The following is a 13879-nucleotide window of genomic DNA, read 5'->3' as shown; positions in this document are numbered from 1 at the left end:
CCAGCGGCAGCTCTAAAGCGATTGGTCGAAATTTGAACAATAAAAAACCGCGAAACATGTTCGCGGTTTTTTGTCTCAGCGGATCGGTCAGCCCTGAACCGGCACGCCTTTGAGATAAGGCGCAGGCTCGGCCCCCAGGTTGTTCAGCAAACGCTCGCTGTACCAATCGACAAAGTTGACCACGCCAAACTCATAGGTCTTGGAGTAAGGCCCTGGCTGGTACGCCGTGGAGTTGATGCCGCGTTGGTTCTCTTCTGCCAGGCGACGGTCCTGGTCGTTGGTGGCGTCCCAGACCTGGCGCATTCGATCCACGTCATAGTCCACGCCTTCTACCGCGTCCTTGTGGACGATCCACTTGGTGGTGACCATGGTTTCCTGAGCGCTGATCGGCCACACCGTGAAGACGATAATGTGGTCGCCCATGCAGTGGTTCCACGAGTGCGGCAGGTGCAGGATGCGCATCGAGCCCAGGTCCGGGTTTTTGATGCGGCCCATGAGTTTGGCGCAGCCCTGTTTGCCGTCGAGGGTCATCGACACGGTGCCCTTCAGCAGCGGCATGCGCACGATGCGGTTACGCAGGCCGAAGCTGGCGTGGGCGTAAGGAATCTTCTCGGCTTCCCAGGAAGCGGCGGAGGCGGCGACATGGTCCTTGAAGGCCTGGTCGGCACGCGGGTCGGTGACGTCGTCCCATTCCAGCAGGGTTTTCAACAGTTCCGGGTGCGATGCGTTGCAGTGGTAGCACTCGCGGTTGTTTTCCAGCACCAGTTTCCAGTTGGCCTTTTCCATCAAGGTGGTGGTAATCGCCACCTTGGTGTTCTCCATGTCGTACGGTTCCATGTAATGGTTCAGCGTCGACAGGAAGTCATCAATGGCCGGCGGGTTCTCCGCGAGGCTGATGAAAATGTAGCCGCCGGCGGTCTTCACGTTCACCGGTTTAAGGCCGTACTCCTTCATGTCGAAATCGGCGCCCATTTCGGTGCCGGCGAACAGCAGGCGACCGTCCAGCTCGTAGGTCCACTGGTGGTAATGGCAGACCAGCTTGGCGACCTTGCCTTTTTCACTGGTGCACAGACGCGAACCGCGGTGACGGCAGACGTTGTGGAACGCATGAATCACGCCTTCGGCGCCACGAATCACGATGATCGGGTTCTTGCCGACTTGCAGAGTCAGGTAGTTGCCCTTGGTCGGTATTTCGCAGGCCATGCCGGCGATCAACCACTCTTTCTGGAAGATTTCCTGCATGTCGATATCAAACAGCCGCTCGTCAGAGTAAAACGGCTGCGGCAGCGAGAAAGTACGCTCGCGCTCTTGCAGCATCTGCGCGGTGGCCTTGCGTGCGGGTTCCAGCGGATCGCCCAGGCTGATTTTTGCGGTGACGTCCATCGATTTGATCCTCAAGGCCATTCTGTGTGGCCGGCGAAAGTGGCTAATCAGGTTTTGCTACGCAAGGTGTAAAGATTGTGTCTTGGTATGGGGCGAGTGTGGGGCCGGCGCTTGCCAGAACCTTATCCATGGGCGACATGGCCCAATCTGTTCCCGACGCGCAACCCCCGGTAGTTGGGGCCTGGTCGCGATAAGTATGTGAATGTCGCAGATAGGTAAATGGGTGGCTCGCGCTATACGCAGAATCGCCAACATAAGGCCGACCATCGGCGGTGGAGAACAGCATGTCCAACAGCTTCCTGAATCCGGTAACCACCCAGACCTGGGCCAACGGTCGACACATCGTCCGTTGCGTCAAAGTCATCCAGGAAACCTGGGATGTGCGCACCTTCTGCTTTATGGCGGACCAGCCGATTCTGTTCTTCTTTAAACCGGGGCAGTTCGTCACCCTGGAGCTGGAAATCGAAGGCGTGCCGATCATGCGCTCCTACACCATTTCCAGCTCGCCGTCGGTGCCGTACAGCTTTTCGGTCACGATCAAGCGTGTGCCGGGCGGCAAGGTCTCGAACTGGCTGCACGACACCCTGCATGAAGGTCAGGAACTGGCGGTACACGGGCCGGTCGGGCTGTTCAACGCCATGGACTTCAGCGCGCCGAAGGTGTTGTACCTCAGCGGCGGCGTCGGCATTACGCCGGTCATGTCCATGGCTCGCTGGTTTTACGACACCAACGGCAACGTCGACATGGTGTTCATCCACAGCGCCCGCTCGCCCAAAGACATCATTTACCACCGCGAGCTGGAACACATGGCGTCGCGGATCGACAATTTCAGCCTGCACCTGATCTGCGAGAAGCATGGCCTGGGCGAGCCGTGGGCCGGTTATCGCGGCTACTTGAACCACAAAATGCTCGAACTGATGACGCCGGACTTCATGGAGCGCGAAGTGTTCTGCTGCGGCCCGACGCCGTACATGAACGCGGTCAAGCGCATGCTCGAAGCGGTCGGCTTCGACATGTCGCGTTATCACGAGGAATCGTTCGGTGCGACGCCGCCGGAAGCCCGTGCGGATGCGGTGGAGCAGGCCGAAATTGCTGCGGATGCGCCGGAAGTCGATCTGGCGGACCTGCATCAAGTCGAATTTATCTCCTCCGGCAAGAGCATTCGCGTGGCCCCGGGTGAAACCGTGCATGCGGCGGCGGCCAAGCTCGGCCTGCTGATTCCGAAGGCCTGCGGGATGGGCATCTGCGGCACGTGCAAGGTGCTCAAGCTGGGAGGCGAGGTCGAGATGGACCACAACGGCGGGATTACCGAGGAAGACGAAGCCGAGGGCTACATCCTGTCGTGCTGCAGCGTGCCGAAGGGCGACGTGCGGATCGAGTTCTGATATACGCCGCGCGACATGTAGGAGTGAGCCTGCTCGCGAAAGCGATGGTGAATGTACCGCCGCTATCGCGAGCAGGCTCGCTCCTACAAGGGATGGCATTTCAGTCCACAAACAAGTCCGGCATCAGCTTGTCGTTGGTGCCGGGCTCAAAGCGGTAATGCTCGAATTCGGTCACGCCATGCTCCCGCAGAATTTCCTCATCAATCAGCAACCGCCCGGTAATGCTGCGACCGCTGCTGTCCAGAATCACGTGGGCGGCATCCGCCATGATCGCGGGCGTGCGCGCATGCTTGAAGGACTCCCGTGACCCCAGCTGAAACTCGATGGCGGCGGTGGCAATCATGGTCTGCGGCCACAGCGAGTTGACGCTGATGCCGTAGTTCTTGAATTCCTCGCTCATGCCCACCGTCAGCATGCTCATGCCGTATTTGGTCACGGTATAAGGGCTGTACTGGGCGAACCACTGGGTCGCCAGATTCAGCGGCGGCGACAGGTTGAGGATGTGACCGCTGCTCTTCTTCAAGTAAGGCAGCGCCGCCTGACTGCAGAGCAACACGGCGCGGGTGTTGATCTGGTGCATCAGGTCGAAGCGCTTGAGCTCGATGTGTTGCACCCCGGTCAATTTGATCGCCCCGGCATTGTTGATCAGCGCATCAATACCGCCGAAATGTTCGTTGGCCTGGGCCAATGCTTCACGCACCGCGACTTCATCGCGTACATCCACCTGCAAAGCCAGGGCCTTGCCTCCCGCGGCTTCAACTTCCTGCGCCACGCTGAAAATCGTCCCCGGCAATTTGGGATGGGGCTCGGCGCTCTTGGCGGCAATTACGATATTGGCCCCGTCCCGCGCAGCCCGCAGCGCGATCTCGCGACCAATCCCGCGGCTGGCGCCGGTGATGAACAGGGTTTTGCCTTGTAATGACATGCGTACGCTCCTGATTATTGTTATCTGAGCGAATCGAGTGGCTCGCAGGACAATGTAGACCAAGACGCGTGATGAGCGGTGAGTGAGCTTTTGTGGCGAGGGAGCTTGCTCCCGCTCGACTGCGCAGCAGTCGTAAAACCAGCCAATGCGGTCTGCCTGATAGACCGCATTCTCAGACTTTGGGTCTGCTTCGCAGCCCAGCGGGAGCAAGCTCCCTCGCCACAGGGGGATCGGTTTTCTGCTTAGTGGGACATCACTTCGCGGATATCCCGAGCCAGTTCCCGCACACGTTCTTCTTCGGTGTCCCACGAGCACATGAAGCGTGCGCCGCCGTTGCCGATGAAGGTGTAGAAACGCCAGCCCTTGGCGGTCAGTGCGGCGATGGCCGGTTCCGAGAGTTGCAGGAACACGCCGTTAGCCTGCACCGGGAACATCAGTTCAACGCCTGGAATGTCGCTCACCAATTCAGCGAGCAGCTGCGCGCAATGGTTGGCGTGGCGGGCGTATTTGAGCCAGGCGTCGTTTTCCAGGATCCCGACCCAAGGGGCTGAGAGGAAGCGCATCTTGGATGCAAGCTGCCCGGCCTGTTTGCAACGGTAATCGAAGTCTTCAGCCAGTTTGTGGTTGAAGAACAGAATCGCCTCACCCACCGCCATGCCGTTTTTCGTGCCGCCGAAGCACAGCACGTCGACGCCGGCTTTCCAGGTCAGATCGGCCGGGGAGCAGCCGAGGAATGCGCAGGCGTTGGAGAAGCGCGCGCCGTCCATGTGCAGGTTCAGGCCCAGCTCTTTGCAGGTGGCGCTGATGGCGCGGATTTCTTCCGGGGTGTAGACGCTGCCGACTTCCGTGGCCTGGGTCAGGGTCACGACACGCGGTTTTGGGTAGTGGATGTCCTGGCGCTTGAGGGCGACTTCGCGGATCGATTCCGGGGTCAGCTTGCCGTTTTCGGTGCGGGCAATGAGCAGCTTGGAGCCGTTGGAGAAGAATTCCGGCGCGCCGCACTCATCGGTTTCGACGTGGGCGGTTTCCGAGCAGATCACGCTGTGGTAACTCTGGCACAGCGACGACAGGGCCAGCGAGTTGGCCGCAGTGCCGTTGAAGGCGAAGAACACTTCGCAGTCGGTTTCGAACAGTTTGCGGAAATCATCGGACGCGCGCGCGGTCCATTCATCGTCGCCATAAGCGCGTTGGTGGCCGTGGTTGGCCTGTTCCATGGCAGCCCAGGCTTCAGGGCAGATACCGGAATAGTTGTCGCTGGCGAATTGTTGGCTCTTATCGGTCATGGCCGGCTTCCGTGGTCGAGACTCTTATGGTGAAGAGTTTCGTGGTCAATGATGGTGCGCACTTTACCGAAGATCATCCGGTGAGCACACGCGCTGTGTCTGACAGAAAAATACAAAGACGACGGGCAATTATGCACATGACGCAACGGGATGGGGCACTGGATCTGCTCAAGTGGCTGGCGCTGCTGTGCATGGTGCTCGATCACCTGCGATATGTCGGTTATTCCGTTGATCTGCTGTATTTGCCGGGGCGACTGGCGTTTCCGTGGTTCTGTCTGGCGATGGCGGCGAACCTGGCGCGGTCCCGTGCAGTGCCGACCGACGGCCAGTGGCGCTATCTGGGTTGGTTGCTGCTGTTCAGCGCGATCAGTGAAATTCCCTACCGGATGTACATTCCAGATACCGACACCTTGAACGTGATGCCCACGTTGGCCTTGGGTTTGTTGGTGGCGCGTGGCTGGCAGGACAAGACGCTGCAATCGCGACTACTCGCAGTCGGATCCCTGACCCTGGCGGCGCTGTTTCCGGAATGGCTGATGTTTGGCTTTTTCGGGGTGCTGCTGCCGCTGGCGATGTTGCTGGTGATCAAGCGGCCCTGGTACTTCAGCCTGTTGCCGGGGCTGGTGTGTCTGGCGGGCAATCAATGGGAGGTGCTTTATCACGCCGCGCGGTTCGGTAACAGTGCAGCCATGCTTGGCATTGCCACTTGTCTGATTGCGCCAGTGCTGGGGCTGGTCTTGTTGCGACATGCCCGACATCTAAAGCCACCGCCGATGCGGCGTTGGGCGTATGCCCTGTATCCGCTGCATTTCCTGCTGCTATTACTCGTCCGCGAGATCGCCGCATAACCCTGTGGGAGCTGGCTTGCCAGCGATAGCGGTGGGCCAGCCGCCATCAATGCTGTATGTGACGCCGTCATCGCTGGCAAGCCAGCTCCCACAGGGTTTCTCGCTGATTTGAGAACCGGGCTTGGCCTGTCATTTCCCGCCATGTCGTAAACGCACCTTTGCGTGGCGTCCGTAGGCATTTGGCCTGTCTGCGCCGGTCATACCATCGCATCAAAGGGCACTGTCGAAACACCAGTGCCTTACCGAGACGAATGGCGCATAGATGCCGCTGGGAGAGACGCGATGTTCAGCAAGCAAGACCAGATCCAGGGTTACGACGATGCACTGCTGGCGGCGATGAATGCCGAGGAGCAACGCCAGGAAGATCACATCGAGCTGATCGCGTCCGAGAACTACACCAGCAAACGCGTCATGGAAGCGCAAGGCAGTGGCCTGACCAACAAATACGCCGAAGGCTATCCGGGCAAGCGCTACTACGGTGGCTGCGAGCACGTCGATAAAGTTGAAGCCCTGGCCATTGAACGCGCCAAGCAACTGTTCGGCGCCGATTACGCCAACGTCCAGCCGCACTCCGGTTCCTCGGCCAACAGCGCCGTTTACCTGGCCCTGCTGCAAGCCGGCGACACCATTCTCGGCATGAGCCTGGCCCACGGTGGTCACCTGACCCACGGCGCCAAAGTGTCGTCCTCGGGCAAGCTGTACAACGCCGTGCAGTACGGCATTGACACCAAAACCGGGCTGATCGACTACGACGAAGTCGAGCGTCTGGCCGTCGAATGCAAGCCGAAGATGATCGTTGCCGGTTTCTCGGCCTACTCCAAGACCCTCGACTTCCCGCGCTTCCGTCAGATCGCCGACAAGGTCGGTGCGCTGCTGTTCGTCGACATGGCCCACGTCGCAGGTCTGGTCGCTGCCGGTCTGTACCCGAACCCGCTGCCGTACGCCGATGTGGTCACCACCACCACCCACAAGACCCTGCGCGGTCCGCGTGGCGGCCTGATCCTGTGCAAGGCCAACGAAGAAATCGAGAAGAAACTCAACGCGGCAGTCTTCCCGGGTGCCCAGGGCGGCCCGCTGATGCACGTGATCGCCGGTAAAGCGGTGTGCTTCAAGGAAGCTTTGGAGCCCGGTTTCAAGGCCTATCAACAACAAGTGATCGACAACGCCCAGGCCATGGCCGGCGTGTTTATCAAACGCGGCTACGATGTAGTGTCCGGCGGCACCGATAACCACCTGTTCCTGGTCAGCCTGATCCGTCAGGGCCTCACCGGCAAAGAGGCGGATGCAGCACTCGGTCGCTCCCACATCACCGTGAACAAGAACGCTGTCCCGAACGACCCGCAGTCGCCGTTCGTGACCTCCGGCCTGCGCATCGGCACCCCGGCGGTGACCACGCGCGGCTTCAAGGTTACCCAGTGCGTCACGCTGGCCGGCTGGATCTGCGACATTCTCGACAACCTCGGCGACGCCGATGTCGAGGCCAATGTCGCCCAGCAAGTGTCGGCACTGTGCGCGGACTTCCCGGTTTATCGCTGAGCGCGGTTTTGGAGTAAATGACTATGCAACGCTACTCGGGCTTCGGCCTCTTCAAACACTCCCTCAGCCATCACGAAAACTGGCAGAAGATGTGGCGCACGCCGACCCCTAAAAAGGTCTATGACGTGGTCATCGTCGGCGGTGGCGGGCATGGTCTGGCGACCGCCTACTACCTCGCCAAAGAGCACGGCATCACCAACGTGGCCGTGGTCGAAAAAGGCTGGCTGGGCGGCGGTAACACCGCGCGCAACACCACCATCGTTCGCTCCAACTACCTGTGGGACGAGTCGGCGCACCTGTACGAACACGCAATGAAATTGTGGGAAGGCCTGTCCCAGGACCTGAACTACAACGTGATGTTCTCCCAGCGCGGCGTTTACAACCTGTGCCACACCCTGCAGGACATTCGTGATTCCGAGCGTCGGGTCAGCGCCAACCGCCTCAACGGCGTGGACGGTGAACTGCTCGATGCCAAACAAGTGGCCGACGAGATTCCTTACCTCGACTGCTCGAAGAACACTCGCTACCCGGTGATGGGCGCTACCGTCCAGCGTCGCGGCGGCGTGGCTCGTCACGATGCCGTGGCCTGGGGCTTTGCCCGTGCCGCTGACGCCTTGGGCGTGGACTTGATCCAGCAGACCGAAGTGATCGGTTTCCGCAAGGAAAACGGCGTGTGCATCGGTGTTGAAACCAACAAAGGCTTCATCGGCGCCAAACGCGTCGGTGTAGTGACCGCCGGTAACTCCGGGCACATGGCCAAACTGGCCGGTTTCCGTCTGCCGATCGAATCCCACCCGCTGCAAGCGCTGGTGTCCGAGCCGATCAAGCCGATTATCGACAGCGTGATCATGTCCAACGCCGTACACGGCTACATCAGCCAGTCCGACAAGGGCGACCTGGTGATCGGAGCCGGCATCGACGGCTACAACGGCTACGGCCAGCGTGGTTCGTACCCGGTGATCGAACACACCATCCAGGCCATCGTCGAGATGTTCCCGGTGCTGTCGCGCGTACGCATGAACCGTCAGTGGGGCGGCATCGTCGACACCACGCCGGACGCCTGCCCGATCATCTCGAAAACCCCGGTCCCGAACATGTTCTTCAACTGCGGTTGGGGCACCGGTGGCTTCAAGGCAACACCCGGCTCGGGCAACGTGTTTGCCGCGAGCCTGGCCAAGGGTGAAATGCACCCATTGGCCGCACCTTTCTCCATCGACCGTTTCCACAACGGTGCGTTGATCGATGAACACGGCGCTGCTGCGGTTGCCCACTAACAGGAGAAATCCCCATGTTGCATATCTTCTGTCCTCACTGCGGCGAGCTGCGCTCTGAAGAGGAATTCCACGCATCCGGCCAGGCGCACATCCCGCGTCCACTGGATCCGACGACCTGCACCGACGAGGAGTGGGGCGACTACATGTTCTTCCGCGATAACCCTCGCGGTCTGCACCACGAGCTGTGGGATCACGTCGCCGGTTGCCGTCAGTACTTCAACGCCACCCGCGACACCGTGACCTACGAGATTCTCGAGACCTACAAGATCGGCGCCAAGCCGCAGTTCACCGACAAGACCGATAGCCCGAAAGCGGCCACGACGGCTCTGGGAGAGAAGGTATGAGCCAGATCAATCGCCTGTCCAACGGCGGACGGATCGACCGCAACAAAGTGTTGAGCTTCACCTTCAACGGCCAGGTCTACAAAGGCTTTGAAGGCGATTCGCTGGCCGCTGCCTTGCTGGCCAACGGCGTCGACATCATCGGTCGCAGCTTCAAGTATTCCCGTCCGCGCGGCATCTTCGCCGCTGGCGCCGAAGAGCCGAATGCCGTGCTGCAGATCGGCGCGACCGAAGCCACGCAAATCCCGAACGTACGCGCCACACAACAAGCGCTGTATCAAGGTTTGGTCGCCACCAGCACCAACGGCTGGCCGAGCGTGAACAACGACATGATGGGGATTCTCGGCAAGGTCGGCGGCAAGCTGATGCCGCCGGGCTTCTACTACAAAACCTTCATGTACCCGCAATCATTCTGGATGACTTACGAGAAGTACATTCGTAAGGCCGCCGGCCTTGGCCGTTCGCCGACCGAGAACGATCCGGACACCTACGACTACATGAACCAGCACTGCGACGTGCTGATCGTCGGCGGTGGCCCTGCTGGCCTCGCCGCCGCATTGGCAGCAGCTCGCAGCGGTGCTCGCGTAATCCTCGCCGATGAGCAGGAAGAGTTCGGCGGCAGCCTGCTCGACTCCCGAGAAAGCCTCGACGGCAAGCCTGCGGCCGAGTGGGTCGCCAGCGTCATCGCCGAATTGAAAGACACCCCGGACGTGCTGCTGTTGTCGCGCGCCACAGTCAATGGTTACCACGACCATAACTTCCTGACCATTCACGAGCGCCTCACCGATCACCTCGGCGACCGCGCACCGATTGGCCAGGTGCGTCAGCGTATCCACCGGGTTCGCGCCAAGCGTGTAGTGCTGGCGACCGGCACTCACGAGCGTCCGCTGGTTTACGGCAACAACGACGTGCCGGGCAACATGCTCGCCGGCGCGGTGTCGACTTACGTTCGTCGTTACGGCGTGGCACCGGGCAAAAAACTGGTGCTGTCGACCAACAACGATCACGCCTACCGCGTGGCGCTGGATTGGCTCGATGCCAGCCTGCAAGTCGTGGCCATCGCAGATGCGCGCAGCAATCCGCGCGGTGCGCTGGTTGAAGAAGCACGCGCCAAAGGCATCCGCATCCTGACCGGCAGCGCCGTGATCGAAGCGCGTGGCAGCAAGCACGTGACCGCCGCTCGCGTTGCCGCGATCGATGTCAAAGCCCACGCCGTGACCAGTCCTGGCGAGTGGCTTGAATGCGACCTGGTCGCCAGTTCCGGCGGTTACAGCCCGGTGGTTCACTTGGCTTCGCACTTGGGTGGCAAGCCGATCTGGCGTGAAGACATCCTCGGTTTCGTACCGGGCGAAGCACCGCAGAAACGCGTGTGCGTCGGTGGCATCAACGGCGTCTATGGCCTCGGCGATTCGTTGGCCGATGGCTTTGAAGGTGGCGCTCGCGCAGCCAGCGAAGCCGGTTTCAGCGTGGTCGAAGGCACGTTGCCGAAAGCCCTGAGCCGTCTCGAAGAGCCAACCCTGGCGCTGTTCCAGGTGCCACACGAAAAGAACACCGCACGTGCGCCGAAGCAATTCGTCGACTTGCAAAACGACGTCACCGCGGCGGCCATCGAACTGGCGACCCGCGAAGGCTTCGAGTCGGTCGAGCACGTCAAACGCTACACCGCGCTGGGCTTCGGCACTGACCAGGGCAAGCTCGGCAACGTCAACGGTCTGGCCATTGCCGCCCGTTCGCTGAACGTGACCATCCCGCAGATGGGCACCACCATGTTCCGTCCGAACTACACGCCGGTCACCTTCGGCGCCGTGGCCGGCCGTCACTGTGGGCATATCTTCGAACCTGTGCGTCACACCGCGCTGCATCACTGGCACGTGAAGAACGGCGCCGAGTTTGAAGATGTCGGTCAGTGGAAGCGCCCTTGGTACTTCCCGAAAAACGGTGAAGACATTCACACCGCCGTCAAACGCGAATGCAAAGCCGTGCGCGACAGCGTTGGCCTGCTGGACGCCTCGACCCTCGGCAAGATCGACATTCAAGGCCCGGATGCGCGTGAGTTCCTCAACCGCATCTACACCAACGCCTGGACCAAGCTCGACGTGGGCAAGGCCCGTTATGGCCTGATGTGCAAAGAAGACGGCATGGTCTTCGACGACGGCGTCACCGCCTGTCTCGCCGACAACCACTTCGTGATGACCACGACCACGGGCGGCGCGGCACGCGTGCTGCAATGGCTGGAAATCTACTCCCAGACCGAATGGCCAGAGCTGAAGGTGTACTTCACTTCCGTGACGGATCACTGGGCAACCATGACCCTGTCCGGGCCGAACAGCCGCAAGCTGCTCAGCGAAGTCACCGACATTGATCTGACCAACGAAGCCTTCCCGTTCATGACCTGGAAAGAAGGTCTGGTCGGCGGTGTGCCGGCGCGGGTGTTCAGGATCTCGTTTACCGGTGAGCTGTCGTATGAAGTCAACGTGCAAGCCGACTACGCGATGGGTGTGCTGGAAAAATTTGTTGATGCTGGCAAGCAGTACAACCTGACGCCATATGGCACCGAAACCATGCACATCCTGCGGGCCGAGAAGGGCTTCATCATCGTCGGTCAGGACACCGACGGCTCGATGACCCCGGACGACCTGAACATGGGCTGGTGTGTCGGTCGCACCAAACCGTTCTCGTGGATCGGCCAGCGTGGCATGAACCGCGAAGACTGCGTGCGTGATCAGCGCAAACAGCTGGTGGGCCTGAAGCCGATCGATCCGACCAAATGGCTGCCGGAAGGTGCGCAACTGGTGTTCAACACCAAGCAGACGATCCCGATGACCATGGTCGGTCACGTCACCTCCAGCTACCTGCACAACTCCCTCGGTTATTCGTTTGCCATGGGCGTGGTGAAGGGTGGTTTGAAGCGCATCGGTGAGCGTGTGTTCGCACCGCTGGCGGATGGCAGCGTGATCGAGGCGGAAATCGTTTCTTCGGTGTTCTTCGATCCGAAAGGTGATCGCCAGAACATTTAACACCACAGCTCCCGTAGGAGCGAGGCTTGCCCGCGAAGAACGATAACGCGGTCCCTCAGATAAACCGCGTCGCTGCCTTCGCGGGCAAGCCTCGCTCCTACAGGGAATGCGACCAGCCACCACAAGGGCCGGAACCAACAGAATTCAAGAACAGGTGCTTTATGACCACAGCCAATGTTTACCAACAACGCCCAACCACCGGGGCCAAGGCCGAGTCGTCGCTGCATCACGCAGGACTGCATAGCCTGGTGGGCAAGGGCCGCAAAAGCGCCGGCGTGACCGTGCGTGAGAAAAAACTCCTCGGCCACCTGACCATTCGTGGCGATGGCCACGATGCCGCCTTCGCCGCTGGCGTGCACAAGGCCCTCGGTATCGAACTGCCGGCTGCGTTGACCGTAGTGGTCAAAGGCGAAACCAGCCTGCAATGGATGGGGCCGGATGAATGGCTGCTGATCGTGCCGACCGGTGAAGAATTCGCCGCCGAGCAAAAACTGCGTGAAGCGCTGGGCGATCTGCACATCGCGATCACCAACGTCAGCGGCGGCCAGCAGCTCCTCGAACTGAGCGGCCCGAACGTGCGCCAGGTGCTGATGAAGTCCACCAGCTACGACGTGCACCCGAATAGCTTCCCGGTCGGCAAGGCTGTGGGGACCGTGTTCGCCAAGTCGCAACTGGTGATCCGCCACACCGCCGAAGACACCTGGGAACTGCTGATCCGTCGCAGCTTCTCGGATTACTGGTGGTTGTGGTTGCAGGATGCGGCGGCTGAATACGGGCTTAGCGTTCAGGCTTGAGATCGCCCCCTCACCCCAGCCCTCTCCCCACGGGGGAGAGGGAGCCGATCTCTGTCGTTTTCAAAACCTGAGTTCACCTTGATGTTTCAGGTCGATGTCGCTCTAAGAACAACTCGGTCAGTCCCCTCGCCCCTTTGGGGAGAGGGCTAGGGTGAGGGGTGGATTTCCCTGACACCCAGCACAACGAACAGGAGTCACCGCACTATGAGCCGCGCCCCAGACACATGGATTCTGACCGCCGACTGCCCAAGCGTCCTCGGCACCGTGGACGCGGTGACCCGCTTTCTGTTCGAGCAGGGCTGCTACGTCACCGAACACCATTCCTTCGATGATCGGCTCTCGGGCCGTTTTTTCATTCGCGTGGAATTCCGTCAGCCCGACGGCTTTGACGAACAAGCCTTCCGCGCGGGCCTCGAAGAACGTGGTCAGGCCTTCGGCATGATCTTCGAACTGACCCCGCCGCACCATCGGCCAAAAGTGGTGATCATGGTTTCCAAGGCCGATCACTGCCTCAACGATTTGCTCTACCGCCAGCGCATCGGCCAGTTGTCGATGGACGTGGCCGCCGTGGTCTCCAACCACCCGGACCTCAAGCCGTTGGCCGACTGGCACCAGATTCCGTACTACCACTTCCCGCTGGACCCGAACGACAAGCCGTCCCAGGAGCGCCAGGTGTTGCAGGTGATCGAGGAGTCCGGCGCCGAGCTGGTGATTCTTGCCCGTTACATGCAGGTCCTGTCGCCGGAGCTGTGCCGCAAACTCGACGGCAAGGCGATCAACATTCACCACTCTCTGTTGCCGGGTTTCAAGGGTGCCAAGCCTTATCACCAGGCCTACAACAAGGGCGTGAAACTGGTCGGCGCCACGGCGCACTACATCAACAACGACCTGGACGAAGGCCCGATCATCGCCCAGGGCGTAGAGGTCGTGGATCACAGCCATTACCCGGAAGACCTGATCGCCAAGGGGCGGGATATCGAAGGGCTGACGCTGGCGCGGGCGGTGGGTTATCACATTGAACGACGGGTGTTTTTGAACGCCAATCGCACGGTCGTTCTTTAGATCGCCTTCGCGGGCAAGCCTCGCTCCTACA

11 protein-coding genes are annotated in these 13879 nt (G+C 60.6%); 8 read left to right on the top strand and 3 right to left on the bottom strand.

Annotation, left to right across the window (positions count from 1 at the left end):
* Positions 1–87: 87 nt before the first annotated feature.
* Positions 88–1383, bottom strand: a complete 1296-nt coding sequence (gene gbcA, locus ACYZTY_RS26200; protein WP_461956047.1) for a glycine-betaine demethylase subunit GbcA — start codon at positions 1381–1383, stop codon at positions 88–90.
* Positions 1384–1667: 284 nt separating this feature from the next.
* On the opposite strand from gbcA, the gene gbcB reads away from it, so the two are divergent.
* Positions 1668–2768: a glycine-betaine demethylase subunit GbcB gene (gbcB, locus tag ACYZTY_RS26195; RefSeq protein ID WP_461956046.1), complete on the top strand. Its 1101-nt coding sequence runs from the start codon at positions 1668–1670 to the stop codon at positions 2766–2768.
* Positions 2769–2868: 100 nt separating this feature from the next.
* On the opposite strand, the gene ACYZTY_RS26190 is transcribed toward gbcB, so the two are convergent.
* The gene (locus ACYZTY_RS26190; protein ID WP_461956045.1) at positions 2869–3693 is read right to left on the bottom strand and encodes an SDR family oxidoreductase; all 825 of its coding nucleotides are present in this window, start codon (positions 3691–3693) and stop codon (positions 2869–2871) included.
* A 242-nt stretch (positions 3694–3935) separates the two neighbouring features.
* Entirely contained in the window at positions 3936–4976 is a 1041-nt protein-coding gene (locus ACYZTY_RS26185; RefSeq protein ID WP_285432705.1) for a threonine aldolase family protein, read from the bottom strand.
* 131 nt (positions 4977–5107) lie between these two features.
* Here ACYZTY_RS26185 and ACYZTY_RS26180 point away from each other — a divergent pair, with 131 nt between their 5' ends.
* The 7 genes from ACYZTY_RS26180 to purU all read left to right on the top strand — a co-directional run bounded on the left by ACYZTY_RS26180 (position 5108) and on the right by purU (position 13848).
* Complete coding sequence (locus ACYZTY_RS26180) at positions 5108–5824, top strand: TraX family protein (RefSeq protein ID WP_461956044.1); 717 nt, start codon at positions 5108–5110, stop codon at positions 5822–5824.
* Positions 5825–6106: 282 nt separating this feature from the next.
* Positions 6107–7360: a serine hydroxymethyltransferase gene (gene glyA / locus ACYZTY_RS26175; RefSeq protein ID WP_461956043.1), complete on the top strand. Its 1254-nt coding sequence runs from the start codon at positions 6107–6109 to the stop codon at positions 7358–7360.
* A gap of 23 nt (positions 7361–7383) precedes the next feature.
* Positions 7384–8634 (top strand): sarcosine oxidase subunit beta, encoded by a 1251-nt coding sequence (locus tag ACYZTY_RS26170; protein ID WP_007947735.1) that lies wholly within the window; start codon positions 7384–7386, stop codon positions 8632–8634.
* Positions 8635–8648: 14 nt separating this feature from the next.
* Positions 8649–8978 (top strand): sarcosine oxidase subunit delta, encoded by a 330-nt coding sequence (locus ACYZTY_RS26165; RefSeq protein WP_131060659.1) that lies wholly within the window; start codon positions 8649–8651, stop codon positions 8976–8978.
* Positions 8975–11992, top strand: a complete 3018-nt coding sequence (locus ACYZTY_RS26160; RefSeq protein WP_461956042.1) for a sarcosine oxidase subunit alpha — start codon at positions 8975–8977, stop codon at positions 11990–11992. The genes ACYZTY_RS26165 and ACYZTY_RS26160 overlap by 4 nt, the downstream gene beginning before the upstream one ends.
* A 161-nt stretch (positions 11993–12153) precedes the next feature.
* Positions 12154–12786: a sarcosine oxidase subunit gamma gene (locus tag ACYZTY_RS26155; protein ID WP_461956041.1), complete on the top strand. Its 633-nt coding sequence runs from the start codon at positions 12154–12156 to the stop codon at positions 12784–12786.
* A 204-nt stretch (positions 12787–12990) separates the two neighbouring features.
* Positions 12991–13848, top strand: a complete 858-nt coding sequence (gene purU, locus ACYZTY_RS26150) for a formyltetrahydrofolate deformylase (protein WP_008035031.1) — start codon at positions 12991–12993, stop codon at positions 13846–13848.
* The last annotated feature ends 31 nt before the right edge of the window (positions 13849–13879 follow it).

The organism is Pseudomonas sp. LB1P83, from assembly GCF_054897885.1.
This window is presented reverse-complemented; position numbering and strand designations above follow the sequence as displayed.

Bases quoted from the DNA above. Each gene is read 5' to 3' on its own strand.
- ACYZTY_RS26170 (WP_007947735.1), top strand. From the start codon at position 7,384: ATGCAACGCTACTCGGGCTTCGGCCTCTTCAAACACTCCCTCAGCCAT.
- gbcB (WP_461956046.1), top strand. From the start codon at position 1,668: ATGTCCAACAGCTTCCTGAATCCGGTAACCACCCAGACCTGGGCCAAC.
- ACYZTY_RS26190 (WP_461956045.1), bottom strand. From the start codon at position 3,693: ATGTCATTACAAGGCAAAACCCTGTTCATCACCGGCGCCAGCCGCGGG.
- ACYZTY_RS26165 (WP_131060659.1), top strand. From the start codon at position 8,649: ATGTTGCATATCTTCTGTCCTCACTGCGGCGAGCTGCGCTCTGAAGAG.
- gbcA (WP_461956047.1), bottom strand. From the start codon at position 1,383: ATGGACGTCACCGCAAAAATCAGCCTGGGCGATCCGCTGGAACCCGCA.
- purU (WP_008035031.1), top strand. From the start codon at position 12,991: ATGAGCCGCGCCCCAGACACATGGATTCTGACCGCCGACTGCCCAAGC.
- ACYZTY_RS26155 (WP_461956041.1), top strand. From the start codon at position 12,154: ATGACCACAGCCAATGTTTACCAACAACGCCCAACCACCGGGGCCAAG.
- glyA (WP_461956043.1), top strand. From the start codon at position 6,107: ATGTTCAGCAAGCAAGACCAGATCCAGGGTTACGACGATGCACTGCTG.
- ACYZTY_RS26185 (WP_285432705.1), bottom strand. From the start codon at position 4,976: ATGACCGATAAGAGCCAACAATTCGCCAGCGACAACTATTCCGGTATC.
- ACYZTY_RS26180 (WP_461956044.1), top strand. From the start codon at position 5,108: ATGCACATGACGCAACGGGATGGGGCACTGGATCTGCTCAAGTGGCTG.
- ACYZTY_RS26160 (WP_461956042.1), top strand. From the start codon at position 8,975: ATGAGCCAGATCAATCGCCTGTCCAACGGCGGACGGATCGACCGCAAC.